Below are 24517 nucleotides of genomic sequence, written 5' to 3'. Positions count from 1 at the left end.
CTTCGGTGGGCCGGGCTCGCAGCCCGGCCCACCGGCATACCCCTAGGACGACAACCTGATGGCAGCGAAGACCTCCGGACGCACGCCCCTCATGGCCGGCAACTGGAAGATGAACCTCGACCACCTGCAGGCCACCCACCTCGTGCAGAAGCTCGACTGGACCCTGCGCGACGGCCGGCACGACTTCGCCGCGGTCGAGGTCGCGGTGCTGCCACCGTTCACCGACCTGCGGTCCGTTCAGACCCTGATCGACGGCGACCGGCTCCAGCTGGTCTTCGGGGCCCAGGACCTGTCGAAGCACGACTCCGGGGCCTACACGGGCGAGATCTCCGGTGCCTTCCTCGCCAAGCTCGGCTGCACGTACGTGCTGGCCGGCCACAGCGAGCGGCGTGAGTACCACCAGGAGTCCGAGGACGTCGTCAACGCCAAGGTCAAGGCGGCCTACCGGCACGGCCTGACCCCCATCTTCTGCGTCGGCGAGCACCTCGAGGTGCGCCAGGAGGGGACTCACCTCGCGCACGTCCTCATGCAGCTCGAGGCGGGCCTGGCCGATGTCACGGCCGAGCAGGCCAAGACCATCGTCATCGCCTACGAGCCGGTGTGGGCCATCGGCACCGGTGAGGTCGCCACGCCGCAGGATGCACAGGAGGTCTGCGCCGCGATCCGCACCAAGCTGGCGGAGCTGTACTCCGGCGACCTGGCCGATGGGGTGCGCGTGCTGTACGGCGGATCGGTGAAGGCGAACAACGTCGCGGCGATCATGTCCCAGGAGGACGTCGACGGCGCGCTCGTGGGTGGCGCGTCGATCGACCCGGCCGAGTTCGCCTCGATCTGCCGCTACCGCGACCACCTGGCCACTGCCTGAGCGGCCAGCAGGTATCCTGAACCTTGCTGCCTTTTCGGCAGCACCAACTGACGTCGACTCGAGATGGGTGCTCCGTGGAAGCCGTACGTATTGGCCTGCAGGTACTGCTGGTCATCGGTGGTCTGTTCCTGACGCTGCTGGTCCTGCTCCACAAGGGCAAGGGCGGCGGTCTGTCCGACATGTTCGGTGGCGGCATGTCCACCTCACTGGGGTCCTCCTCGGTGGCCGAGCGCAACCTCGACCGGTTCACCGTGGCCGTGGGTGTCATCTGGTTCGCCTGCATCGTGGGGATCGGCCTCATCGACCGGTTCTCCGCCTGAGCTCCCGACCGGCAGCTCGACCCGACCACGCACTGACCGCGCGTCACTGACGCACTCACAGACCAGCTCTCCCCAGACCAGACTCTTCCTGACCAGACAAGGACCTTTCGCACATGGCAGGTGGCAACGCAATCCGAGGCAGCCGAGTCGGCGCCGGCCCGATGGGCGAGGCCGAACGCGGCGAGGCCGCACCCCGCGTCTTCGTGTCCTACTGGTGCGCCAACGGCCACCAGACCCGACCGAGCTTCGCGGAGGAGCCGGGCCTGGCCGTCCCCGAGACCTGGGACTGCCCGCGCTGCGGGTTCCCCGCGGGTCAGGACGAGGCCAACCCGCCGGCCCCGCCGAAGGTCGAGCCCTACAAGACGCACCTGGCCTACGTGAAGGAGCGTCGCTCCGACGCCGACGGCAAGGCCATCCTCGACGAGGCCCTCGCCACGCTGCGGGAGCGCAAGCTCATCCAGTAGCAACAGACACAGACGAAGGGCTGCTCCCGGTCATCGGGAGCAGCCCTTCGTCATGTGGTCGAACTCAGGTGGGGAGGTCGGTCGCAGAGTCCGCGTCGACGAGCCAGATCGTCTCGCGTAGGCCGCGCACCTGCGCCGCGCTGGACAGCTCGGGCCCAGCCCCCTCGACTCCGTTGCGCACCGCCTCGGCCTTGTCCGCGCCGGCCACCAGGAACCACACGCGGTCGGACCGGCTGAGGCACTCGAAGGTGAGCGACACACGGTCCGGAGGTGGCTTGGGCGAGTCGTGCACGGCGACGGCGATTGCCTCGGTGGTCAGCTGGGCGGGATGCCCGGGAAAGAGCGATGCGACGTGGCCGTCGGGACCGACGCCGAGGATCATGATGTCGAACTCGCCCCCACCACTGCCACGCACCGCTGCCGAGTACCGCTCCGCGCTGTCCTCGACCGAGTCGCTGGCGTCAGGCCCGGCGACGCGGTGGACCTTGGCCTGGTCGAGCCCGAGGCGGTCCAGCCCAGCGGCATCGTTCTGGGTGTCGTTGCGGTCGGCGTCCCCGGCGGGCAGGTAGCGCTCGTCTCCCCACCACACCGAGACCCTCGACCAGTCGACCGCCGTGTGGGCCGGCACCTGGAGGATCGAGGCGATGATCGCCGAGCCGAGCGAGCCACCCGTCAGCGACACGTGGGGTGCGCGTCCGGCGGCCTGCAGGTCGAGCAGGGCCGTGACGAGCCGCGCGGCGCCGGCGTCGGCCACCGCCTGCTTGTCGGGATGGACGACCACGAGCACTGCGGCGCTCATGCCTTGCCTGACTTGACGCCCGTCGAGGACTTGACGGTCTTCGCCGCCTTGACGCCCGTCGAGGACTTGACGCCCGTCGGGGACTTGACGGCCTTCGCCGGCTTGACGGCCTTGGCCGCCTTCGCCTTGGTGGTGGCGCCGGAAGTCGTGCCCTTGGCGAGCTTGCGGGCCGCTGCCTTCTTGACGACAGCCGTGTCGGACGTGGACGCCGGGGTCGCTGCCTGGACCATCTCCGAGCTGGCTGTCTTGGCACTGGCTCGGGCGATCCTGCGTGACTCTCGCTCGGCCTCCTTGACCGAGGGCGCCTCGCCCTCGCGGACGGCCTCGCTGGCGGTCACCGTCTTGGTGCCGATCCGTGCGAGCCCGCTGCGGATCGCCTCCTCGTAGATCTCGTCCGGGTCGAGCCGGCGCAGCTCGTCGGCCAGGCATTCGGCGGTGGCACGGCGGGCCAGCGAGATGCGTCGGACGGGTTGCCCGGGCTGGCTCAGCGTGGCGATGGCGCCGTCGGGTCGGACCAGGTCGATGGCGCCGCTGCGGCGCTCGAGCCGGACGCTGACCATGCCGGTGCCCGAACGTGAGCGAGCCCGGCGGACCGGACAGCGCAGCGTCTGGGCGAGCCAGGCGGCCAGCAGGTCCGTCGACGGGGAGTCCGAGCCGCCGGTCACGGTTGCCTCGGTCACCGGCTCGAACGGTGGCTGGTCCATCGCGGCGGCGAGCAGTCCCCGCCAGAGGGTCACGCGCGTCCAGGCCAGGTCGGTGTCGCCCCGGGTGTAGGTGCCAGCCCGTGCCTGGAGCGCGGATCGCGGGTGCTTGGCCTCTGCGGCATCGGTGATGCGCCGCTGGGCCATCGAACCGATCGGGTCCTGCGCCAGGTGCGTGGGGGCATCGGTGGGCCACCAGGCCACGACGGGAGAGTCGGGCAGCAGCAGGGGGATGACGACGCTGCGCCCATGGTCGGTCAGGGCACCGTAGAGCCGGAGCACCACGACCTCGCTGGCTCCCGCGTCACCGCCCACGCGGATCTGGGCGTCGATGCGCGACTGGCCACGCTTGTTGCCGATGACCACCGCGATGATCCGGCACGGGTGCTGCCGGCTGGCGTCGTTGGCGGCCTGGATGGCCTCCTCGGCATCCTGCTCGTCGACGACGATCAGCAGGGTGAGGACGCGACCCAGGGCCATCGCCCCGGTGTCCTGGCGCAGGGCGACCAGCTTCTTGCTGATCGCGACGGTGCTGGTGCTGGGCAGGTCGACGATCACCGGGGTCCCCGATCAGTGTCGGAAGAGCGCAGCGGGGGAGAACTGTGTGGGGTGCTCATGGCATTCTCCAGACACGGCCGTCACGGTGCATCATCTCGTCGGCCGTGGCCGGACCCCAACCACCGGCGACGTAGGGCTCGACCGTGCTGCGCTGCTTGGCCCAGTAGGCCTCGACCGGGTCGAGGATCTCCCAGGAGAGCTCGACCTCCTCGTGCCGAGGGAACAGCGGCGGGTCCCCGAGCAGGACGTCGAGGATGAGGCGCTCATAGGCCTCCGGACTGGACTCGGTGAAGGCACGGCCGTAGCCGAAGTCCATGGTCACGTCGCGCACCTCCATCTGGGCCCCCGGCACCTTGGCGCCGAAGCGCATCGTGATGCCCTCGTCGGGCTGGACGCGGATGACGATGGCGTTCTGGCCGAGCTCCTCGGTCGCGGTGTCGTTGAACGGCAGGTGCGGCGCCTTCTTGAAGACGACGGCGATCTCCGTGACCCGTTTGCCGAGCCGCTTGCCGGTGCGCAGGTAGAACGGGACGCCGGCCCAACGGCGGGAGTCGATCTCGACCTTCATGGCGGCATACGTCTCGGTGCGCGACTCCTTGGCGACACCGTCCTCGTCGAGGTAGCCGATGACCTGCTCGCCGCCCTGCCACCCGCCTGCGTACTGGCCGCGGGCGGTGGACTTGCCGAGGTCCTTGGGGTGCCGCACCGCCGAGAGCACCTTCTCCTTCTCGGAGCGGAGGTGCTCCGCCGCGAACGAGACCGGCTCCTCCATCGCGGTCAGGGCGAGGAGCTGGAGCAGGTGGTTCTGGATCACGTCGCGGGCCGCGCCGATGCCGTCGTAGTAGCCGGCCCGTCCACCGATGCCGATGTCCTCGGCCATGGTGATCTGCACGTGGTCGACGTAGTTGGCGTTCCAGACCGGTTCGAACATCTGGTTGGCGAAGCGCAGGGCCAGCAGGTTCTGGACGGTCTCCTTGCCGAGGTAGTGGTCGATGCGGAACACCGCGTCAGGCGGGAAGACACCCTCGACGATGTCGTTGAGCTCGCGTGCGCTCGTGAGGTCGTGGCCGAAGGGCTTCTCGATGACCACGCGACGCCACGCGTCCGCCTCGGGCTTGCTCAGCCCGGACCGCTCGAGCTGTTCGCACACGACGGAGAAGGACGACGGCGGGATCGACAGGTAGAACGCGAGGTTGCCACCGGTGCCACGCTCGTGCTCGAGGTTCTTGACCGTCTGGGCGAGCAGGTCGAAGGACGTCGGGTCGTCGAAAGTGCCTGGCACAAAACGGAATCCCTCGGCCAGGTTGCGCCACACGCTCTCGCGGAACGGTGTGCGGGCGTGCTGCTTGACCGCGTCGTAGACGATCTTGCCGAAGTCCTGGTCCGCCCAGTCGCGACGGGCGAAACCGACGAGCGAGAAGCCCGGAGGAAGCAGCCCACGATTCGCCAGGTCGTAGATCGCCGGCATGAGCTTCTTGCGCGCGAGGTCCCCGGTGACGCCGAAGAGGACCAGGCCGCAGGGGCCGGCGATGCGGGGGAGTCGCTTGTCACGAGGATCGCGCAGGGGGTTGCTGTCCTGCGTCACCCGCGTTGGGCTCATGTGGTGCCTTCCGATGGGGCCAGCGAGGGAGCCAGTTCCGTGAGGGCCTGGGTGACCTGCGCCAAGCCGGCGTCGTGCTCGGTCAGGTGCAGCTGCAGCACCGGACGACCGTGCTCGGCGAGGACCTGGGCGTCGCCGGCGGCCTGGGAGGCGATGAAGTCACCCAGGCTGAACTCGCGTCCGGGGATCGCCAGGTCCTCGTGCGGCGCGGTCGTGATCTGGAGGTAGACGCCCGTCGCCGGCCCACCCTTGTGGAACTGACCGGTCGAGTGCAGGAAACGGGGACCCCACCCGAACGTCGTGGGACGTCCGGTATGCCGTGCCAGGCCGGGGCGCACGTCGGCGAGGGCCGCGTCCGTGAGCCGGTCGAGGTAGGCCATCACCGCGACGTAGCCGTGCTCGGGGTCGAGCTGGTCGAACAGTGCGGTGAGGGCCTCGGGGACGGTCCTGGCGCCGCCGAGCCATTCGCCGCCGAGGGAGCGGATCTCCACTGCTCGGTCGGTGGCGGCGCGAGCCTCGGCGCTGCCGATGCCCTGGTCCAGCAGCGCACGGGCCGCCTTCTTGGCGCTCTCCACATCGGGCTGGTCGAACGGGTTGATGCCGAGCAACCGTCCGGCGGCGGCGGTCGCCACCTCCCACAGGAGGAGCTGGGCTCCGAGCGGGCCGCTGACGGCGACCTCGGAGCGGCTGGCGTCGGCCTCGCCCTGGGGATCTGCTCCAAGGGTGAGATCGTCGTCGGAGTCACCGACCAGCCGGGCGACGGTGACATCACGCGCCGGCCAGGCCACCTCGGGGTCGGAGTCGCCACCGACGACGACGGGCAGGATGCCGGTGCCCTGTTTGCCGGTGCTCTCGGCGATGAGCTGCTCGGCCCAGTCGGCGAAGCCCACGATGCCCGACCCGTCGTCGACGATGACGAACTTGTCGCGCAGGGGATCGGTGCCCGCCATGGCGGCGGCCAGGCGCAGGCCGGGGTTGGCGTCGTCGTCGGCGCTGAGCACGTCGGCCACGGCTTCGGCATCGTCGAGCAACGCCTCGATGTCAGCTCCGGCGAGGCCGGAGGGAACCAGGCCGAAGGCCGTCAGCGCCGAGTAGCGACCGCCGACGTTGGGGTCGGCGTTGATGACCCGGTAGCCGCTGGCGCGCGACTCCTCGTCGAGCGGGCTGCCCGGGTCCGTCACGATGACGATCCTCGTGGTCGGGTCGATGCCCTTCTCCGCGAACGCCGCCTGGAACACGCGGCGCTGCGAGTCCGTCTCCACGGTCGATCCCGACTTGCTGGAGACGACAACGACAGTCCGTTCCAGGTCGGTGATCGCGGCCCGCACCATGTCGGGCTGGGAGGAGTCGAGGACGACGAGGTCGACGCCCGCCGTCGCACAGATCACCTCAGGGGCAAGGGACGAACCACCCATGCCACACAGGACCACCCGGTCCACGCCCTCACCGCGGAGCTGCTCGCGCAACGCCGCGATCTCCCCGAGCAGAGGCCGGGACGACCGGGGCAGGTTGACCCAGGACAGGCGGATCGCCGACTCGGACTCGGCTTCCGGCCCCCAGAGAGTCGCGTCCTGGGCGAAGAGCTTGCTCGCGAACTGGACCCCGACGAGGTCGGCCACCTTGGTGGCGATGGCATCGGCAGCGGCGCCTGATGCCACCACGCCGAGTGAGCTCACTGGTCGCCCTTGCCAGACTGCTCCACGTCGGCACGAGCGAGGTCGAGGTCGGACTGTGCCTCGTCCAGCAGCTCGCCCCAGGAGACCTCGAACTTGTCGACGCCCTCGCGCTCGAGCTGGGCGGTCACGTCGGCGTAGGAGATCCCGAGGCCCTCCAAGGCGTCCAGCACCCCACCAGCGTCCTGGTAGGTGCCGGTGACGGTGTCACCGGTGACCTCGCCGTGGTCGATGACCGCGTCCAGGGTCTTCTCGGGCATCGTGTTGACGGTGTTGGGGGCCACCAGCTCGGTGACGTAGAGGGTGTCGGAGTAGGCCGGGTCCTTCACGCCGGTCGAGGCCCACAGGGGGCGCTGGGCGTTGGCGCCGTCGTCGGCGAGGTTCTTCCAGCGCGGGGTCGCGAAGACCTCCTCGAAGGCCTGGTAGGCCAGGCGGGCGTTGGCCACGGCGGCCTTGCCCTTGAGGGCCTTGGCCTCGTCGGTACCGATGGCGTCGAGCCGCTTGTCCACCTCGGTGTCCACCCTCGACACGAAGAAGGACGCGACCGAGTGGATCTGCGACAGGTCCTTGCCGCCCTCACGAGCCTGCTCGAGCCCGGTGAGGAAGGCGTTCATCACCCCGCGGTAGCGGTCGAGCGAGAAGATCAGGGTCACGTTGACGCTGATGCCCTCGGCCAGGGTCTGGGAGATGGCCGGCAGCCCCTCGACGGTGGCCGGTATCTTGATGAGGACGTTCGGGCGGTCGACGGCGGCGTAGAGCTCCTTGGCCTGGTCCACCGTCTTGGCGGTCTCGTGGGCCAGCCGCGGGTCGACCTCGATCGACACGCGGCCGTCGACGCCGTTGGTCGAGTCGTACAGCGGACGCAGGATGTCGCAGGCGTTGCGGACGTCCTCGGTCGTCAGGCCGAACACCGTCTCGTCGACCGTCTTGCCCTGGGCGGCGTACGTGCGCAGGTCGGCGTCGTAGCGGTCTCCCTTGGCCAGCGCGGCCTGGAAGATCGAGGGGTTCGTGGTGACCCCCACGACGCCCTTGGTGTCGATGAGCTCCTGGAGGTTGCCGGTCTCGAGGCGCTCGCGGGACAGGTCGTCGAGCCAGACGGAGACGCCGTTGTCGGCAAGGGCCTTGAGTGCTGCGTTGTCAGTCATTTCTGTTCACTTTCCCTTGACGGTCTTGAGGGACTTCTTGGCCGCCGCCACGACAGCGGCAGGAGTGAAACCGAACTCGCGAAAGAGGGTCGCCGCATCTGCGGAGGCGCCGAAGTGGTCGATCCCGATGATCTCGCCGGCGTCGCCGACGATGTCGCGCCAGCCCTGCGGCACGCCCGCCTCGACGGAGACCCGGGCCTTGACGGCTGCGGGCAGGACCTTCTCGCGGTAGGCCGGGGTCTGCTCGTCGAACCACTCACGGCAGGGCATCGAGACGACGCGAGTCGCGACACCCGACTCCTCCAGCGTCTCGCGAGCGGAGACAGCCAGCTGCACCTCGGAGCCGGTCGCGACGAGGATGACGTCGGGGGTGGCCTTGCTCGACTCGAAGAGGATGTAGGCGCCCTTGGCCACCCCACTGACCTTGCCGGCCACCGTGCGGTCGACGATCGGCAGGTTCTGGCGACTGAGCGCCAAACCGGCCGGCCGCTTGTTCTTGAGGACGGCGACCCAGGCGGCGGCCGTCTCGTTGGCGTCCGCCGGCCGCACCACGTCGAAGGACGGGATGGCGCGCAGCGCCGCAAGGTGCTCGATCGGCTGGTGGGTCGGACCGTCCTCGCCGAGCCCGATGGAGTCGTGGGTCCAGACGAAGGTCACTGGCGCCTGCTGGATCGCGGCGAGCCGCACGGCGGGGCGCATGTAGTCGGAGAAGACGAGGAAGGTGCCGCCATAGGGGCGGGTCAGGCCCTCGAGGGCGATGCCGTTGAGGATCAGCCCCATCCCGAACTCGCGGATGCCGAAGTGCAAGGTCCGTCCGTAGGGACCGCCGGACCACTCGCGGGTCTGCTTCGACTTGGGGATGAACGAGGGCTGCCCGTCCATCGTGGTGTTGTTGGACTCGGCGAGGTCCGCCGACCCACCCCAGAGCTCGGGGACCGCGTCGGCCAGGGCGCCGAGGACCTTGCCCGAGGCGGCTCGCGTCGCGATGCCCTTGGGGTCTGCCGCGAAGGTCGGCACGGCCTTCTCGAACCCGTCGGGCAGGTCACCCGCGACAAGCCGGTCGAGCAGGGCCGCCCGCTCGGGCTGGGCCTTGCGCCACGCGGCATACCCCTTGTCCCACGCCTTGTGGGCGGCCTTGCCACGCGCCCCGACCTTGCGGGTGTGGGAGATCAGCGGGCGAGGGACCTCGAAGGTCTTGGCCGGGTCGAAGCCGAGCAGCTCCTTGGTGGCGGCGATCTCGGGGTCGCCGAGGGCCGAGCCGTGCGACTTGCCGGTGTCCTGCTTGGTCGGTGCGGGCCAGGCGATGATGGTGCGGAGCACCACGAACGTGGGCTTCCTGGACGTGCGGCTCTTCTCCAGGGTGGCGAGCAGCTGGTCGACGTTCTCGACGTAACCACCGCTGGTGCCGTCACCACGCCAGTCGATCGTGACGACGTTCCAGCCGTAGGCCTCGTAGCGCTTGCCGACGTCCTCGGAGAAGGAGATCTCGGTCTTGTCCTCGATGGAGATGGTGTTCTGGTCGTAGATGACGGTGAGGTTGCCGAGCTCCTGGTGGCCGGCCAGCGCTGACGCCTCGTGGCTGACGCCCTCCATGATGTCGCCGTCGGACGCCATCACCCAGATGTGGTGGTCGAACGGGCTGGTCCCGGGCTTTGCGTCCGGGTCGAACAGGCCGCGCTGGCGACGCTGTGCCATCGCCATGCCGACGGCCGAGGCGAGGCCGGAACCCAGCGGGCCAGTGGTGATCTCGACCCCCTTGGTGTGGTGCACCTCCGGGTGGCCGGGCGTCAGCGAACCCCAGGTGCGCAGCGCCTTGAGGTCGTCGAGCTCGAGGCCGTAGCCGGACAGGTAGAGCTGGATGTACTGAGTGAGGCTCGAGTGGCCACAGGACAGCACGAACCGGTCGCGGCCGAGCCAGTGCGGATCGGACGGGTCGTGGCGCATCACGTTCTGGTAGAGCAGGTATGCCGCGGGGGCCAGGCTCATCGCCGTGCCCGGGTGGCCGTTGCCGACCTTCTGGACGGCGTCCGCGGCAAGCACCCTGACGGTGTCGACGGCACGGACGTCCAGGTCGGTCCAGCCGGCCTTGCGCGCGACCGGCGGACGCAGTGAGCTGCTGCGTTTCCGGGCGGGCTGGGACTTGGCGGAACGAGTGGTGGTAGGCACGAATGGTTCTCCTCACACTGAGCTGCACAGGCGGCGCACGACGACGATCCGAGACTAGTCCCGGAGGTGATCCGCGTCGCATCCAGTCCCGTCCACAGGACATCGCCGGGCCGGGGATAGACTGACCCGGCCAGCCGCCCCTGCACCACCCACGAAGGACGCCGTGACCGCACTCGATCCGTCTGCCCGGATCTCCGCGTCTTCGGCCCCGGGTCGCAGACGCAAGGCAGCGGCATACCTCGCGCTCACCAAGCCCCGCATCATCGAGCTGCTGCTGGTGACGACGGTGCCGGTGATGTTCTTGGCGCACAAGGGAATTCCCTCGCTCTGGCTTATCGTGGCCACCCTCGTCGGTGGTGCGCTCAGTGCCGGCGCCGCCAATACGTTCAACTGTGTCTACGACCGCGACATCGACGCGGAGATGCACCGCACGAGCAACCGTCCGATGGTGACCGGCGAGATCAGCCCGCGTGAGGGGCTGGTGTTCGGGGTGGTCCTCACCGTCGTCTCGACCGTGTGGTTCGCCGTGGTCGTCAACTGGCTCTCGGCGGCCCTCTCGCTCGGCGCCATCGTCATGTATGCCGTGGGCTACACGATGATCCTCAAGCGCCGCACCGCGCAGAACATCGTCTGGGGCGGCGCGGCCGGCTGCATGCCCGTCCTCATCGGCTGGTCGGCAGTGGCGAACTCGGTGTCGTGGTCGGCCGTGATGCTGTTCCTGGTCATTTTCTTCTGGACGCCTCCGCATTACTGGCCGCTGTCGATGAAGTTCAAGGACGACTACGCCGCGGCCCACGTGCCGATGCTGCCGGTGGTCGAGAAGTTCGTCGTCGTGGCCCGCCAGATCGTGGCCTACTCCTGGGCGATGGTGGCCGTGTCGCTCGCCCTGGTGTGGGTGAACCCGATGGGCTGGATCTACCTCGGCACGGCACTGGTCACCGGGTTGCTGTTCCTGCTCGAGGCGCACCGCCTGCTGCGCGTCGCCAGGACCGGTGCGGACCCCCAGGCGCTCAAGCCGATGCGGCTGTTCCACTTCTCGATCACCTACGTGGGCATCCTGTTCCTCGGTGTTGCCGTCGACCCGTTGCTCTACCTGCCGGTCATCTCTCGCTGACGCTGACGGCCGGATCCCTGACCTCGGCCACAGGGCCGGGCATCTCGCGCAGTCCGCGCAGCGGGCTCCACCACATCGACAGGCAGGCCACCACGTGGATGGCCGCCATCACCGCGATGGTCGGGCGCAGCCCCAAGGTGCTGCCCAGGGCGCCGGCCGCGATGCCGGCCAGCGGCATGGTGCCGTAGTTGATGACCTGCATGGTCGTGACCTGTCTGGCCACCATGTGCTCGGGCACGTAGCGGTTGCGCCAGGCACCGCGGATCACGTTGCCCGCGACCACGCCGACGCCCACGAGGAGCATTCCCGCGACCAGGGCGACCAGACCGGCGCCCGGAGCGCCGAGCGGCACCAGCAGGGCGGGTGGCCCGGCCAGCACCTGCAGGGCGAGCAGGGCCCGCGCCGAGCCGAGCCGGTGCGAGACGCGGGTCGCGACGGCCGCCCCGATGACGCCGCCCAGCGAGCCCACGGCCATCACCAGGCCGACCGCCCCCGAGCCGAGGTCGACCTCCCGGACCAGGAACAGGACGAGGAGCGCCGCGTAGCCGGTGAGGCCGAAGTTGCTCATGCCGCGCATCACCATGAAGAAGCGCATGATCCGGTCGTGGCGGATGTAGTCGATGCCCTCGCGGATGCGTCGGGCCAGCGATGCCACCTCGACGTCCTCCGCCAGGTGGGGCTCGGCGGCGGGCAGCTTCAGCCGCCAGAGGCACACCGCCGACACGAGGAAGCTGACCGCGTCGACGAGGATGCCCCCGGCCGTGGAGATCGCCTGGGCGAGGAGACCGCCCACCCCGGGGCCGGCGACCTGCATGGCCGACTCGGTGCCGAACAACCGTGCGAACGCAGCCTCCTGCTGTTCGCGCCGGGCGACCTGCCGCACCAACGCCGGGTAGGCGGCGCGGAAGTAGACGGTGCACACGCCGTTGCAGAAGGCCGCGACCGCGAGATGGGGGAGCGTGAGGACGTCGAGGAGCCAGGCGACCGGAACGCTGGCCAGCGTCAGGGCCGCGACGAGGTCGCTCACGACCATGACGCGGCGGGCCGGCAGCCGGTCCACCCAAGCGCCGGCGGGGAGCCCGATGAGCAGCCACGGCACCCAGGCCGCCGCCGTCAGCGCACCCATCCAGCCGGGGCCGGCGTCGAAGCCGACGACGGCCAGGAGCGGGAGCAGGACCGAGGTGGTGGCGTTGCCGAGGACGCTGACGCCCTCGCCGAACCAGAGCAGGCTGAAGTTCCGGTTGCGGGCCAGTGGGGGAGGCGGGGCAACCGGTGTGGTGTGGGTCGTCATGGCTGGGCCGGGAACCCTCGGGCGAAGACGAACACCGACTCGCGCTCGACGCCGTCGTCAGGCACCTCGCGCTGCGACCACCGCATCAGCACGTCGACCATCTCGTCGGCCACCTGCTGCAGCTCGTCGGGGGAGACCTTCATCCAGTTCTGGGTGGCGAAGGAGACGGCGTCCCACTCGGGGACGGACGCGGCGTTGGCGTTCCACTCACGGGTGCGGTCGAACTGGCGCTGGAGGGCCAGCGCCTCGGCGGCGTAGGCGGCCGTGACTGCTGCGGTGTCGTCGGCGAAGTCGGCGCGCGACCAGCGCGTGCCGGGGTCGACCAGGCGCCACCAGCGTTCGCGGCGGTCCTTGGCGAGCTCGGGTGCCTCCTCGACCAGGCCGGCCTCGTGCAGCACCTTGAGGTGGTGGCTGGCACTGCCGACGGCCTGCCCGGTGCGGGCGGCGAGGGCGGAGGCGGTTGACGGGCCGTCGACCTTGAGCGCGTCCATCATCCGCGAGCGGAACGGGTTGGCCATCGCCGCGAGGGCCTTGGCCTCGGTGACGGTCCTGACTCCTGGGCGTTGTTTGGCGGGCATGTGCACAAGACTATTTGCACAACGAAGGTTGCACAAGAGTCCTTGTGGAATGGTCTAGCGCACGCAGCCGATCGGCGTCTGGCCCACGGTGGAGAGGCTGGCCGCCTGGGGTGAGGCGCCGTAAACGGCGCAGTCCTCACCAGAGCCGCGCACCGACCACCACATCGCAAGGGTGGCCAGGAGCAGCATGATCGCCACGAGCTGCCCTGCGTGGCCACGGAGCACGTCCGCTTGAGGTCTCATGGCCCGAGTGTGCTCTTCGGGGCTCGTCCTGGGTAGGGGTCAGTGCGCGCGGAGTCGCACCATGGCGCGGGTCAGCGTCACCACCAGCACGGTGGCCAGGAACATGTGCACCAGGACGACGACCCACGGCAGTCCGGTGAGGTACTGCGTGTAGCCGACCACACCCTGGGCGAGGGTCACGACGAGCACCACGGCCCAGGCGCGGCCGGGAGCCGCGGGCCCGTCGCCCAGCCGGCTCGCGATCCACATCGCGATCACCAGTCCGACGAACAGCATCACGGCATCGGCATGCAGCCAGGAGATGGTGCGCGGGTCGAGGCCGAACCGGGCCGGCTCGTCGGCGTCGCCCGAGTGCGGACCCGAGCCGGTGACGACGGTGCCGAGGATCAGCACGACCGCAGCCACCGCACAGGTGGCCCAGCCCAGCCGTTGGACGAGGGGGTGCACGACCAGCGGCCGTGGCCCGGCCGGCTCCGGTGCGCGGAAGACGAGGTAGGCCGAGGTGGCGACGAGGCACATCGACACCAGGAAGTGGGCCGAGACGGTGAACGGGTTGAGGCCGGTGCGCACCGTGATCCCGCCGAGCACCGCCTGGACGCCCACCCCGGCGAGCACGCCGAGGGCGGGGACGAGCAGGTCGCGACGGCGCGCGGCCCAGCGCCACACGGCATACACGGTCGCAAGGGCCGCGATGCTGACCACGCTGGTGAGTGTGCGGTTGCCGAACTCGATGTAGCGGTGCCACCCCTCCGCCTGGTGGGGGACGGGGGTGTAGGAGCCGGGCACGCACTGCGGCCACGTGGGGCAGCCGAGCCCACTGCCGGTGAGCCGGACGAGGCCGCCGGTGACGACGATGAGCACCTCGACGACCAGGTTGGCGAGCAGGATCCTGGGCAGCCACACCCGTCCGGCGGAGGCCACCGGTGCGGCCATGGTGGAGGTCGAGGCTGGTGCTGCGGTCACGCAACGAGGGTACGGCTCAGGGCGGACCCTGACGCGGTTGGGGGAGTCCCCTCATGGTGCTGGCCGCGGTGGGCTGGCTGACTGGACGCATGGAGACCAACACGTGGCGGGCGGGGGTCGCGGCGGGGTACGCGACGCTCCTGGTGGTGGCGGTGGCGACGGCGCGACCGTGGTGGCTCGTGGGTCTGCTGGCCCTGGTGACGGTGGTGTGCTGGACCAGGGCCGGCGCCACCAGTCAGTCGCTCCAGCGGAAGAACCGGCGTGCCAGCACCGTCGCCGCGAGCGCCCAGAGCGTCATCACGAGCCAGGCGCCCGGCAGCATCCGACCCTCGACCAGCGCGGCGCGCAGGCTGTCACCGAGCGCGGCCGACGGCAGCAGGGCAACGGCGCTCGCGAACCTGTCCGGGAGCTCGGTGCCGGCGATGACGACCCCACCGAGGGCGAGCAGGGCGACCCACAGCAGGTTGGCGACGGCCAGCACGCCTTCGGCGCGCAGCGTGCCCCCCAGGAGCAGGGCCAGAGCCACGAAGGCCCACGTTCCCAGCACTAGGGAGAGGAGTGCCGCGGGTATGCCGCGCAGCGTCGGCTCCCAGCCGAGCGCCAGCCCCAGCGCTCCGATGACGACCACCTGCACAGCGACCACGCAGAGCACCGCGGCGGCCTTGGCGAGCACCAGCCCCGTGCGGCCGAGCGGAGTGACGCCGAGCAGTCTCAGCACGCCGTAGCGGCGGTCGAAGCCGGTCGCGATGGCCTGGCCGGTGAAGGCCGAGGAGATCACGCACAGCGCGAGGACACCCGGAACGGCCAGGTCGACCCGGCGCCCGTCCCCGAGCGAGATGGACTGCGCGTGGACGAGGGCCACGAGTACGGCCGCCGGGAGGAGGACGGCCACGAGCAGCTGCTCTCCGTTGCGCAGCAGCGTCACCGCCTCGAACCGGGCCTGGGCCAGGACCCGGGCAGCGGGCGCCGCCGGCGCAGCCTGCGCGGTGGGGGCGGAGGCGGCGGTCATGCGACCGACCTCCCCGTCAGGGCGAAGTAGCGGTCCTCGAGCCGGTCCCCGCCGGTGACGGCGTCGAGCGACCCCTGGGCGACGACGGCACCGGCGGCGACGACGACGATGTGGTCGGCCAGCCGCTCGGCCTCCTCGAAGGAGTGCGTGGTGAGCACGACTGCCGCGCCCCCGTCGGCCAGGGACCGCACGAGCTCCCACACGTCGAGGCGTGCGTGCGGGTCCAGGCCGGCACTGGGCTCGTCGAGGAACGCCACCTCGGGACGACCGACCAGGGCTGCCGCCAGCGCCACGCGTTGCCGCTGACCCCCGGACAGCCGACGCACCGAGGTGCCGGCGAACTCGTCGATCCCGAGGCGCTGGACGAGGGGGTCGAGGGGCGCGGGCGCGGCATACATCGACGAGAGGTGGCGCAGCAGCCGCAGTGGACGGGCGGATGCGGGCAGCCCGCCGTCCTGGAGCATCACGCCGACTCGTGCACGGTGGGCGGGGCCGGCGTTCCACGGGTCGGTGCCCAGCACGCGGACCTGACCCGCGTCCGGCCGGCGCAGCCCCTCGCAGCACTCCACCATCGTGGTCTTGCCGGCGCCGTTGGGCCCCAGCACTGCCGTCACCGCACCGCGCTCGGCCTGCCACGAGGCGCCGTCCAGGGCGACCACGCTGCCGTAGCGCTTGGCGAGACCGGAGACGAGGACAGCGGGTGGCACGCCCTGAGTCTAGGTCCGGGACGCAGCACCCCTGAGGGGGGCCGGGCACCTCAGAACAGTCGCGTGTCGATCGAGGGATGGGCGACTTCCCCATGTGGAGGGGTGCCTCAGAGGCGAACTGTGGAGGCATCAACCACGAGGAATACCAAGGCACGAAGGAGCACGGCCATGAGTCTCACCGCCCACCCGTACATCGTCCTCGCCGAGCAGCAGTGGAAGCAGGAGAGCCTGTCCGGCGCCAACCTCGCCCGCCGCCAGCCCCGGCCAACGCGCAGGCGCCGCGACTGGCACCTGCCGCGGCCGCTGGGGCAGTCGGTCCGCCACACCCCGCGCCCGGTCTGAGGCCCCCTGAGGCAGGTGCGGCCACAGATAAGGCACCCGCCCCATGTGAACGCCTGCCTCAGACGGTCAGGTTTGAGGACACACCACCACCAGAAGGAGCACAGCATGAGCATCAACGCAGACCCGCTGTTCGTCGCCGCCGAGGTTGCCTGGCGCACCGAGAGGCTGTCGACCGGGCTGGCCAGCGCCGTCCCCGCACGGCACCACGGCCACGCCATCCGCACCGCCCTCGGCCGGGTCGTGCACTCGCACCGTCACGGTCAGGGCGCCGCCCGCACCGGCTCGGCTCGGGTCGCCTGACGGCGGCCGCCCGATGGCGACCACGCTCGACGTCGACACCCACCGCGGCGACCGTCACCCAGCCGAAGCCCACCACGCCGAAACCCACGACACCCTGTCGGAGCCCTCCGACATAATCGGTGTCGTGGGTTTCGAGCGTTCGGCTGCCGGGTTGTTCGTCGGACGTGACGACGAGGCGACCAGGCTCGCCACGCTCCTCGGCATCGACGGTCCGTCAGGCACGGGCCTGGTGCTGCTGTCCGGTGATGCCGGGATCGGCAAGACCCGCATCCTCGCCGAGGTCGCGGCGCGCGCCAGGGCCCAGGACTGGACGGTGCTGGTCGGGCACTGTCTGGGTGAGGCCGGCCAGTCGCTGCCCTACCTGCCGTTCATCGAGGTCCTCGGGCGACTCGAGAGCACCTCGCCGGACGTTCTCGACCGCGTCCTGAAGGCGCACCCGGGGCTGTCCCGGTTGGTCCCCGCCCGCCGCACCGATCCCAACCCCGACGAGGCCGCGGATGCGGCGCTCGACCGCGGCGACCTCGTCGAGGCGGTCCACGCCGCTCTCGACGACCTGGCTTCCGACGCGCCGATCCTGCTCGTGGTGGAGGACGTCCACTGGGCCGACCAGTCCTCCCGCGACCTGTTGACGCTGCTGTTCACGAGGGGTTTCGCCCGTCGGGTGAGCATCGTGGCGTCATACCGCAGCGACGACCTGCACCGGCGCCACCCGTTGCGGACCACGCTCGCCCACTGGTCCCGGCTGGCCGAGGTCGAGCGGCTCGACCTCGCCCCGCTCGGCGACGACGCCGTCCGAGCGCTGGTCCGAGGGCTGCAGTCCCAGCCGCTGCCCGAGGACCAGGTGCGTCAGGTGGTCGAGCGGGCCGAGGGCAACGCGTTCTTCACCGAGGAACTGGTGGCCGCGACGGCGCTCGGGGGGTCCGGCCTGGCCGAGGACCTGTCCCGACTGCTGCTCGTGCGCTTCGACCAGCTCGAGACCTCGGGGCAGCACGTGGTCCGGGTGGCTTCGGCCGCCGGACGCCACGTGTCGCACCGGCTGCTGGCGGCCGTCGCCGGTCTCGGCGAGGCCGACCTCGACGCGGGCCTGCGAGACGCGGTCGAGCACCACGTCCTGGTCCCCACGGACACCGGCGGCTACGCCTTCCGCCACGCCCTCTTGGGCGAGACGGTCTACGACGACCTGTTGCCCGGCGAGCGGGTCCGTGCCCACGAGAGGTATGCCGCCGCCCTGGCGCAGGACCGCTCGCTCGGCACCTGGGCAGAGCTGGCCCGGCATGCCACCGCTGCGGGCCAGCGCGAGCAGGCGCGCGAGGCCAGCGTGCAGGCGGGCGACTCCGCCTTGCGCATGGCCGGGCCGGAGGAGGCCTTCCGCCACTTCAAGAACGCCCTGGCGCTGATGCCCGAGAGCGACCCCGACTGTGACGCGGTGACGTTGCGAGCGGCCGCGGCCGCCACCGCGGTCGGGCGCGTCCTCAAGGCGCTCGAGCTGCTCGAGGAGCGACTGGCCCGCCGAGGCCCACGAGCCGACCCGGCCGGGCGTGCCGAGCTGTTGGCCGCCCTGGCGACGACGGCGCGGATCACCGAGAGCACGCTCGACACGCTGGCGGCGACCAAAGAGGGCCTCGGCCTGCTCGACGGTGTCGACGAGGAACACCCCCAGATCCGGGCCCGGCTGCTCGCGGCCAAGGTGCAGGCCCTCGCCGACCGTGGGCGTGACGGCGAGGCGATCGCCGCCGTCGACGAGGCAGTCGCTGCCGCCGAGGCGTCCGGGTTGCACGACGTGGCCGACGAGGTGCGGGTCGTGGAGGCGCGCATCCTCGAACGCGCCGGCGATCCCGAGACCTCCCGGGCCACCCTCGAGCGGATCATCGCGACCTCCAGGACTCCCGGCGACCCTGCCGAGGTCCGGGCCTACCACCACCTCGGCTGGCTGCACCACCGCGCGGGACGCCTCGACGAGGCGGTCGACGTCTACCGGCGTGGGGTCGAGCGCGCCCGCGGTGCGGGGCGGCCCTGGGCCCCCTATGCCTTCGACGGCCGGTTGCTCGCCGGGATCGCCGCCTACGAACGGGGCCGGTGGTCGGAGGCCCTCGAGATCCTCGACGTCTCGAGCGAGGTCCCGCCCGAGCCCGCCCGCTCCATGCTCATGGGGGCGCGGATGTACGTCGCCGCGGCTCAGGGGGACTTCTCTGCCGTGGCGGGGTACGAGGCGTCCCGGCCGTGGTGGGAACAGGAGGGCCTGGTCCCTCTGCTGGCGGGCAGCGCCGCCATCGACCTCTACGGTCACGCCGACGACCTCGCCTCTGCCATCAGGGTGCACGACGAGGTGGTCGACGTGCTGAACCGTGTCTGGTACCCCCTGTTCCAGGGTCAGCTGCGGCTGGACGCCCTGCTGCTCGGCCAGCTGGGCAGCCACATCCAGCGGGTGCCGACCTCGGATCGCGCAGCCCTGTTGTCACGGGGCGCCGAGCTGGCCGAGTCCGCATCGCAGGTCTGGGACCGCGCGACGACGCGGCCCGGCAACGACGGACCCGAGTCCACCGCCTGGAGGGCGCGCGCCCGGGCCGAGGCCCTGCGGCTGGAGTGGCTCGGGGGAGCCGAGGTCGACCCCGCGCCCCTCGTCGAGGCCTGGCAGGACGCGGTGGACACCTTCGACGCCTACGGGCATCCCTACGAGGCAGCGCGCTCACGGGCCCGCCTCGGCACCATCCTGAAGTCGACCGGCGACCCGCGCGGCTCGGACGAGCTCAAGGCCGCGCTCGAGGTGGCCCAGCGGCTCGGAGCCGAACCGCTCCGGGCCGAGATCCGGCTCGGTGGGGGAGTCCGGACCACGCCGAAGGCGGCCTCACGGCTCGGTGAGGCCCTCACGAGCCGTGAGGCCGAGATCCTCGCGCTGGTCGCCCTCGGCCGCAGCAACCGGCAGATCGGCACTCAGCTGTTCATCAGCGCCAAGACCGCCAGCGTGCACGTGTCCAACATCATCGCCAAGCTCGGGGTGGCCGGCCGGGGCGAGGCGGTGGCCGTCGCGCGAGAGCGTGGCCTGCTGGGCTGAGCGAGGGTTAGGTTCACCTTGCTTTCCCTTGCGCCGGGTATTTACGTAACATCGGCGTTGTGAATATCCCGGTGTCCGTCGCGACGACCCACGGGGCCCCTGCGGTCCTGGAGTCACGCACGCGCGACCGGATCCTCCAGGTGATCAGCGAACGCGGTCCCATCACGGCCGCGACGCTGGCCCTGGACCTCGGGCTCACCGCCCCCGCCGTGCGTCGTCACCTCGAGAACCTCGAGGACGCCGGCCTCATCGCCACGCACGAGGTGGCCCCCGGTGTTCGCGGTCGCGGCCGCCCGGCACGCTCGTTCGTGTTGAGCGACGCGGGCCACCAGGGCCTCGAGTCCGACTACGACCACCTGGCCACCGAAGCCCTACGGTTCCTGTCGCGGGAGTCCGGCCAGGACGCAGTGCGCCGGTTCGCCGAGTCACGCGTGGCCGAGCTCGAGGGCCGGTATGCCGCCGAGCTGGCTGCCGCCGGCCCCGGCACCGCCGCTCGCGTGGACGCCCTCGTCGGCGCCCTCACGCGCGACGGTTTCGCCGCCTCGGCCCGCCCCGTGGGCGAGCCGGGCTCCACGAGCCCGTTCACCGGCATACAGCTGTGCCAGGGGCACTGCCCCGTCCAGCACGCGGCTCGGGAATTTCCGCAGTTCTGTGACGCTGAGACTGATGCGTTCTCGCGGCTGCTCGGCGTGCACGTGCAGCGCCTGGCGACGCTCGCCCACGGAGACCACGTCTGCACGACGTTCGTCCCGACCAGCAAGCCCGTCACCTCCAAGCCCGCCACGACCACCACAACCACCACCACGACTGCTGTCACACCAACACCTGTTACACCAACAGAAGGGGCCACGCGATGAGCACCAACATCGAGGAGCGGAACCCGGGTCTGAAGGACCTGGGACGCTACGAGTACGGCTGGGCCGACAGCGACACCGCTGGCGCCACGGCCAAGCGTGGCCTCAACGAGGACGTCGTGCGCGACATCTCCGGCCGCAAGAGCGAGCCCCAGTGGATGCTCGACCTGCGGCTGAAGTCGCTGCGCCTGTTCGGCAAGAAGCCGATGCCCAACTGGGGCAGCGACCTCACCGGCATCGACTTCCAGAACATCAAGTACTTCGTGAAGTCGACGGAGAAGCAGGCGACCTCGTGGGACGAGCTCCCCGAGGACATCAAGAACACCTACGACCGGCTGGGCATCCCGGAGGCCGAGAAGCAGCGCCTCGTCTCCGGTGTCGCGGCGCAGTACGAGTCCGAGGTCGTCTACCACCAGATCCGTGAGGACCTGGAGGAAAAGGGTGTCATCTTCGTCGACACCGACACCGGCCTGCGCGAGCACGAGGACCTGTTCCGCGAGTACTTCGCGTCGGTCATCCCCGCCGGTGACAACAAGTTCGCCGCGCTCAACACCGCCGTCTGGTCGGGTGGCTCGTTCATCTACGTCCCGCCGGGCGTCCACGTCGACATCCCCCTGCAGGCCTACTTCCGGATCAACACCGAGAACATGGGCCAGTTCGAGCGCACGCTGATCATCGCCGACGAGGGCTCCTACGTGCACTACGTCGAGGGCTGCACCGCGCCGATCTACAAGTCCGACTCGCTGCACTCCGCGGTCGTCGAGATCATCGTGAAGAAGAACGCCCGCGTTCGGTACACGACCATCCAGAACTGGTCCAACAACGTCTACAACCTCGTCACCAAGCGGGCGACCGCGGCCGAGGGCGCGACGATGGAGTGGATCGACGGCAACATCGGCTCCAAGGTCACCATGAAGTACCCGGCGGTCTTCCTCCTCGGCGAGCACGCCAAGGGTGAGACGCTGTCCATCGCCTTCGCGGGTGAGGGCCAGCACCAGGACGCCGGCGCCAAGATGGTGCACGCGGCCCCCAACACCTCCTCGACCATCGTCTCCAAGTCGGTGGCCCGTGGCGGCGGGCGCACGTCCTACCGCGGACTCGTGCAGATCCTCGAGGGTGCCCATGGCTCCCGCTCGAGCGTGGTCTGCGACGCCCTGCTGGTCGACACGATCAGCCGCTCGGACACCTACCCCTACGTCGACATCCGCGAGGACGACGTGACGATGGGCCACGAGGCGACCGTCTCCAAGGTGTCCGAGGACCAGATGTTCTACCTCATGTCCCGCGGGATGACCGAGGAAGAGGCCATGGCCATGATCGTGCGCGGGTTCGTCGAGCCCATCGCGCGTGAGCTGCCCATGGAGTACGCCCTCGAGCTCAACCGCCTGATCGAGCTCCAGATGGAAGGAGCAGTGGGTTGAGCCTGCTGGCCCAGAAGAACCCCGAAGCGCCGGCGGGGTCCCACGAGGACTCCGCCGCCGCATTCGTCCCCGACCAGTCGAGGGCCGAGCGCAAGACCTCGTATGCCGTGGACGACTTCGCCGTCCCCGGTGGCCGAGAGGAGGCGTGGCGGTTCACCCCGGTGGACCGGCTGTCCGCACTCTTCCAGGTCGCGCCCACCCAGGCCGACAAGGTCACCGTCGACATCCAGGCGCCAGCCGAGGTGACCACCTCGCTGGTGGACCCGAGGTCTGCCGGCGTGCTGGTCCCCGCCGACCGCGCCGCCGCGGTCGCGTGGGCCGGTGAGGCGCAGGCGACCCAGGTGTCCATCCCGGCCGAGTCGGAGCTCGCCGAGCCGGTGCGGATCACCGTCACCGCGACGGACTTCGCCCGCGTCAACGGCCACCTCGTCATCGACGCCGGGCGCCACAGCAAGGCCACCGTGGTGCTCACGCACCGCGGGTCGGCCGAGTGCGGGGCCAACGTCGAGCTCAAGGTCGGCGACGGCGCGGACCTGACCTTCGTCACGGTGCAGGAGTGGGACGACGACGCCCACCACGTCACCCAGAACGACGCCCTGATCGGTCGCGACGCCCGCCTGCGCCACATCGCCGTGACCCTCGGCGGCAAGGTCGTCCGGGTCTCGACGAACGCCCGCTACTCGGGCCCCGGTGGCTCCTTCGAGGGGCTCGGCGTCTACTTCGCCGACGCCGGTCAGCACCAGGAGCACCGCCTCTTCGTCGACCACGAGGCGCCGCACTGCCACTCCAACGTCGAGTACAAGGGCGCGCTCCAGGGCGACACCGCCCACACCGTCTGGGTGGGTGACGTGCTCATCCGTGCCAGCGCCGAGGGCACCGACACCTACGAGCTCAACCGCAACCTCGTGCTCACCGAGGGTGGTCGCGCCGACTCCATCCCGAACCTCGAGATCGAGACCGGCGAGATCGTCGGTGCCGGACACGCCTCTGCGACCGGCCGCTTCGACGACGAGCAGCTGTTCTACCTCATGGCACGCGGCATCCCGGAGGACGTCGCCCGCCGGCTGGTGGTCCGCGGTTTCTTCGCGAGCATCGTCGCCCGCATCGGGGTCCCCGAGATCTCCGAGCACCTCATGGAGGTCATCGACGCCGAGCTCGGCGCGGTGCCCGGCATCGCGGCGATCGAGGACGTCGCGTGAGCGCCGTCTCCGAGCTGGTGCCCGACGAGGCCGAGTTCGTGCGCGTCTGCCGCGTCGACGAGCTCCCCGAGCGGGGCGCGGCTGCCGCGGACATCAACGGCACGATCATGGCGATCATCCGCACCGAGAGCGGCGAGATCCACGCGGTCGACGACACCTGCAGCCACGCCAACGTCTCCCTGTCCGAGGGTGAGCTGGACGGCTGCACGCTGGAGTGCTGGCTGCACGGCTCCCGGTTCGACATCCGCACCGGCGAGCCCTCCGGGCCGCCCGCGATCGTGCCGATCAACGTCTACCCCGTCCGGGTCGAGAACGACGAGGTCTTCGTCAGCCCGACCCCCTTGAACGCCTGACCACAGAAGGAAAACGAGAAAACCATGGCAACACTTGAGATTCGTGGCCTGACGGTCACCGTCGACGTCGAGGACGGCACCAAGGAGATCCTGCGCGGGGTCGACCTGACCGTGAAGTCCGGCGAGACCCACGCGATCATGGGCCCCAACGGCTCGGGCAAGTCCACGCTGGCCTACTCGATCGCCGGCCACCCCAAGTACACGGTCACCGGCGGCACCGTCACCCTCGACGGTGAGGATGTGCTGGCCATGAAGGTGGACGAGCGCGCCCGCGCTGGCCTGTTCCTCGCCATGCAGTACCCCGTCGAGGTCCCCGGCGTGACCGTCAGCAACTTCCTGCGCACAGCCAAGACCGCCATCGACGGCCAGGCCCCCAAGCTGCGCACCTGGGTCAAGGACATGAAGGGCGCCATGGAGGCGCTGCGGATGGACCCGACGTTCGCCGAGCGCAACGTCAACGAGGGTTTCTCCGGTGGCGAGAAGAAGCGCCACGAGATCCTCCAGATGGAGCTGCTCAAGCCGTCCATCGCGATCCTCGACGAGACCGACTCCGGCCTGGACGTCGACGCCCTGCGCGTGGTCTCCGAGGGTGTCAACCGGGCCAAGCAGAACAGCGAGGTCGGCGTCCTGCTCATCACGCACTACACGCGGATCCTGCGCTACATCAAGCCCGACTTCGTGCACGTCTTCGTCGACGGCCGGATCGTGGAGGAGGGCGGCCCCGAGCTGGCCGACCGCCTCGAGGCCGAGGGCTACGACCGCTACCTCGCCACCCAGGCCTGAGCGCCACACCCAGCCAC

At 70.5% G+C, this 24517-nt stretch carries 24 protein-coding genes; 12 read left to right on the top strand and 12 right to left on the bottom strand.

Features of this window, described 5'->3' with window-relative positions:
- The first annotated feature begins 58 nt into the window (after window positions 1-58).
- From tpiA to AC1DWR_RS05465, 3 genes are all read left to right on the top strand, one after another.
- Entirely contained in the window at window positions 59-865 is an 807-nt protein-coding gene (gene tpiA / locus AC1DWR_RS05475; protein WP_477612819.1) for a triose-phosphate isomerase, read from the top strand.
- A 74-nt stretch (window positions 866-939) separates the two neighbouring features.
- Window positions 940-1185 (top strand): preprotein translocase subunit SecG, encoded by a 246-nt coding sequence (gene secG / locus AC1DWR_RS05470; RefSeq protein ID WP_477612820.1) that lies wholly within the window; start codon window positions 940-942, stop codon window positions 1183-1185.
- Window positions 1186-1298: 113 nt separating this feature from the next.
- Complete coding sequence (locus AC1DWR_RS05465) at window positions 1299-1649, top strand: RNA polymerase-binding protein RbpA (RefSeq protein ID WP_091782702.1); 351 nt, start codon at window positions 1299-1301, stop codon at window positions 1647-1649.
- Window positions 1650-1713: 64 nt separating this feature from the next.
- Here AC1DWR_RS05465 and pgl read toward each other — a convergent pair whose 3' ends face one another.
- From pgl to tkt, 6 genes are read right to left on the bottom strand one after another with little or no spacing between them, the layout of a single operon-like run.
- Window positions 1714-2448 (bottom strand): 6-phosphogluconolactonase, encoded by a 735-nt coding sequence (pgl, locus tag AC1DWR_RS05460; protein WP_477612821.1) that lies wholly within the window; start codon window positions 2446-2448, stop codon window positions 1714-1716.
- On the bottom strand, window positions 2445-3707 hold the full coding sequence (gene opcA / locus AC1DWR_RS05455) for a glucose-6-phosphate dehydrogenase assembly protein OpcA (RefSeq protein WP_477612822.1): 1263 nt from the start codon (window positions 3705-3707) through the stop codon (window positions 2445-2447). The genes pgl and opcA overlap by 4 nt, the downstream gene beginning before the upstream one ends.
- Before the next feature lie 55 nt (window positions 3708-3762).
- On the bottom strand, window positions 3763-5307 hold the full coding sequence (zwf, locus tag AC1DWR_RS05450; protein WP_477612823.1) for a glucose-6-phosphate dehydrogenase: 1545 nt from the start codon (window positions 5305-5307) through the stop codon (window positions 3763-3765).
- On the bottom strand, window positions 5304-6983 hold the full coding sequence (locus tag AC1DWR_RS05445) for a glucose-6-phosphate isomerase (protein ID WP_477612824.1): 1680 nt from the start codon (window positions 6981-6983) through the stop codon (window positions 5304-5306). Before AC1DWR_RS05445 ends, zwf begins: the two co-directional genes overlap by 4 nt.
- Window positions 6980-8125, bottom strand: coding sequence for a transaldolase (gene tal / locus AC1DWR_RS05440; RefSeq protein ID WP_477612825.1), 1146 nt, complete (start codon window positions 8123-8125; stop codon window positions 6980-6982). Before tal ends, AC1DWR_RS05445 begins: the two co-directional genes overlap by 4 nt.
- A 6-nt stretch (window positions 8126-8131) precedes the next feature.
- A complete protein-coding gene (tkt, locus tag AC1DWR_RS05435; protein WP_477612826.1) occupies window positions 8132-10291 on the bottom strand; it encodes a transketolase in 2160 nt (719 codons plus the stop codon).
- A 163-nt stretch (window positions 10292-10454) separates the two neighbouring features.
- Between tkt and AC1DWR_RS05430 the strand changes: the two genes are divergently transcribed.
- Window positions 10455-11405, top strand: a complete 951-nt coding sequence (locus AC1DWR_RS05430; RefSeq protein ID WP_477612827.1) for a heme o synthase — start codon at window positions 10455-10457, stop codon at window positions 11403-11405.
- Here the strand turns inward: AC1DWR_RS05430 and AC1DWR_RS05425 are convergent.
- From AC1DWR_RS05425 to AC1DWR_RS05400, 6 genes are all read right to left on the bottom strand, one after another.
- The gene (locus tag AC1DWR_RS05425) at window positions 11392-12696 is read right to left on the bottom strand and encodes an MFS transporter (RefSeq protein WP_477612828.1); all 1305 of its coding nucleotides are present in this window, start codon (window positions 12694-12696) and stop codon (window positions 11392-11394) included. The genes AC1DWR_RS05430 and AC1DWR_RS05425 overlap by 14 nt on opposite strands.
- Window positions 12693-13274 carry an ArsR/SmtB family transcription factor gene (locus AC1DWR_RS05420; protein ID WP_477612829.1) on the bottom strand — a complete coding sequence of 194 codons (582 nt, stop codon included), beginning with the start codon at window positions 13272-13274 and terminating at the stop codon, window positions 12693-12695. The genes AC1DWR_RS05425 and AC1DWR_RS05420 overlap by 4 nt, the downstream gene beginning before the upstream one ends.
- A 54-nt stretch (window positions 13275-13328) precedes the next feature.
- Window positions 13329-13517: a hypothetical protein gene (locus AC1DWR_RS05415; RefSeq protein ID WP_477612830.1), complete on the bottom strand. Its 189-nt coding sequence runs from the start codon at window positions 13515-13517 to the stop codon at window positions 13329-13331.
- Window positions 13518-13556: 39 nt separating this feature from the next.
- Window positions 13557-14480: a COX15/CtaA family protein gene (locus AC1DWR_RS05410; protein WP_477612831.1), complete on the bottom strand. Its 924-nt coding sequence runs from the start codon at window positions 14478-14480 to the stop codon at window positions 13557-13559.
- Between the two features lie 235 nt (window positions 14481-14715).
- Window positions 14716-15489, bottom strand: a complete 774-nt coding sequence (locus AC1DWR_RS05405) for an ABC transporter permease (protein ID WP_477612832.1) — start codon at window positions 15487-15489, stop codon at window positions 14716-14718.
- Window positions 15486-16196 carry an ABC transporter ATP-binding protein gene (locus tag AC1DWR_RS05400; RefSeq protein ID WP_477612833.1) on the bottom strand — a complete coding sequence of 237 codons (711 nt, stop codon included), beginning with the start codon at window positions 16194-16196 and terminating at the stop codon, window positions 15486-15488. The genes AC1DWR_RS05405 and AC1DWR_RS05400 overlap by 4 nt, the downstream gene beginning before the upstream one ends.
- Before the next feature lie 168 nt (window positions 16197-16364).
- On the opposite strand from AC1DWR_RS05400, the gene AC1DWR_RS05395 reads away from it, so the two are divergent.
- The 8 genes from AC1DWR_RS05395 to sufC all read left to right on the top strand — a co-directional run bounded on the left by AC1DWR_RS05395 (window position 16365) and on the right by sufC (window position 24500).
- Window positions 16365-16538 carry a hypothetical protein gene (locus AC1DWR_RS05395; RefSeq protein WP_477612834.1) on the top strand — a complete coding sequence of 58 codons (174 nt, stop codon included), beginning with the start codon at window positions 16365-16367 and terminating at the stop codon, window positions 16536-16538.
- 105 nt (window positions 16539-16643) lie between these two features.
- A complete protein-coding gene (locus tag AC1DWR_RS05390; protein ID WP_477612835.1) occupies window positions 16644-16838 on the top strand; it encodes a hypothetical protein in 195 nt (64 codons plus the stop codon).
- A gap of 13 nt (window positions 16839-16851) precedes the next feature.
- Window positions 16852-19890 (top strand): helix-turn-helix transcriptional regulator, encoded by a 3039-nt coding sequence (locus AC1DWR_RS05385; protein WP_477612836.1) that lies wholly within the window; start codon window positions 16852-16854, stop codon window positions 19888-19890.
- 59 nt (window positions 19891-19949) lie between these two features.
- Complete coding sequence (locus AC1DWR_RS05380) at window positions 19950-20747, top strand: helix-turn-helix transcriptional regulator (RefSeq protein ID WP_477612837.1); 798 nt, start codon at window positions 19950-19952, stop codon at window positions 20745-20747.
- On the top strand, window positions 20744-22165 hold the full coding sequence (gene sufB, locus AC1DWR_RS05375) for a Fe-S cluster assembly protein SufB (protein WP_477612838.1): 1422 nt from the start codon (window positions 20744-20746) through the stop codon (window positions 22163-22165). Before AC1DWR_RS05380 ends, sufB begins: the two co-directional genes overlap by 4 nt.
- Entirely contained in the window at window positions 22162-23364 is a 1203-nt protein-coding gene (gene sufD / locus AC1DWR_RS05370; protein ID WP_477612839.1) for a Fe-S cluster assembly protein SufD, read from the top strand. The genes sufB and sufD overlap by 4 nt, the downstream gene beginning before the upstream one ends.
- Window positions 23361-23717 (top strand): non-heme iron oxygenase ferredoxin subunit, encoded by a 357-nt coding sequence (locus AC1DWR_RS05365; protein WP_477612840.1) that lies wholly within the window; start codon window positions 23361-23363, stop codon window positions 23715-23717. The genes sufD and AC1DWR_RS05365 overlap by 4 nt, the downstream gene beginning before the upstream one ends.
- A 24-nt stretch (window positions 23718-23741) precedes the next feature.
- A complete protein-coding gene (gene sufC / locus AC1DWR_RS05360; protein WP_477612841.1) occupies window positions 23742-24500 on the top strand; it encodes a Fe-S cluster assembly ATPase SufC in 759 nt (252 codons plus the stop codon).
- Window positions 24501-24517 lie beyond the last annotated feature (17 nt).

The organism is Pedococcus sp. P2_E2, from assembly GCF_056403955.1.
Note: the sequence above shows the minus strand (reverse complement) of the source record. Positions and strands in the feature narration are given on the sequence as shown.

Bases quoted from the DNA above. Each gene is read 5' to 3' on its own strand.
- AC1DWR_RS05405 (WP_477612832.1), bottom strand. From the start codon at position 15,489: ATGACCGCCGCCTCCGCCCCCACCGCGCAGGCTGCGCCGGCGGCGCCC.
- AC1DWR_RS05420 (WP_477612829.1), bottom strand. From the start codon at position 13,274: ATGCCCGCCAAACAACGCCCAGGAGTCAGGACCGTCACCGAGGCCAAG.
- AC1DWR_RS05425 (WP_477612828.1), bottom strand. From the start codon at position 12,696: ATGACGACCCACACCACACCGGTTGCCCCGCCTCCCCCACTGGCCCGC.
- sufC (WP_477612841.1), top strand. From the start codon at position 23,742: ATGGCAACACTTGAGATTCGTGGCCTGACGGTCACCGTCGACGTCGAG.
- AC1DWR_RS05395 (WP_477612834.1), top strand. From the start codon at position 16,365: ATGAGTCTCACCGCCCACCCGTACATCGTCCTCGCCGAGCAGCAGTGG.
- AC1DWR_RS05415 (WP_477612830.1), bottom strand. From the start codon at position 13,517: ATGAGACCTCAAGCGGACGTGCTCCGTGGCCACGCAGGGCAGCTCGTG.
- pgl (WP_477612821.1), bottom strand. From the start codon at position 2,448: ATGAGCGCCGCAGTGCTCGTGGTCGTCCATCCCGACAAGCAGGCGGTG.
- AC1DWR_RS05465 (WP_091782702.1), top strand. From the start codon at position 1,299: ATGGCAGGTGGCAACGCAATCCGAGGCAGCCGAGTCGGCGCCGGCCCG.
- sufB (WP_477612838.1), top strand. From the start codon at position 20,744: ATGAGCACCAACATCGAGGAGCGGAACCCGGGTCTGAAGGACCTGGGA.
- AC1DWR_RS05385 (WP_477612836.1), top strand. From the start codon at position 16,852: ATGGCGACCACGCTCGACGTCGACACCCACCGCGGCGACCGTCACCCA.
- tal (WP_477612825.1), bottom strand. From the start codon at position 8,125: ATGACTGACAACGCAGCACTCAAGGCCCTTGCCGACAACGGCGTCTCC.
- AC1DWR_RS05390 (WP_477612835.1), top strand. From the start codon at position 16,644: ATGAGCATCAACGCAGACCCGCTGTTCGTCGCCGCCGAGGTTGCCTGG.
- tpiA (WP_477612819.1), top strand. From the start codon at position 59: ATGGCAGCGAAGACCTCCGGACGCACGCCCCTCATGGCCGGCAACTGG.
- zwf (WP_477612823.1), bottom strand. From the start codon at position 5,307: ATGAGCCCAACGCGGGTGACGCAGGACAGCAACCCCCTGCGCGATCCT.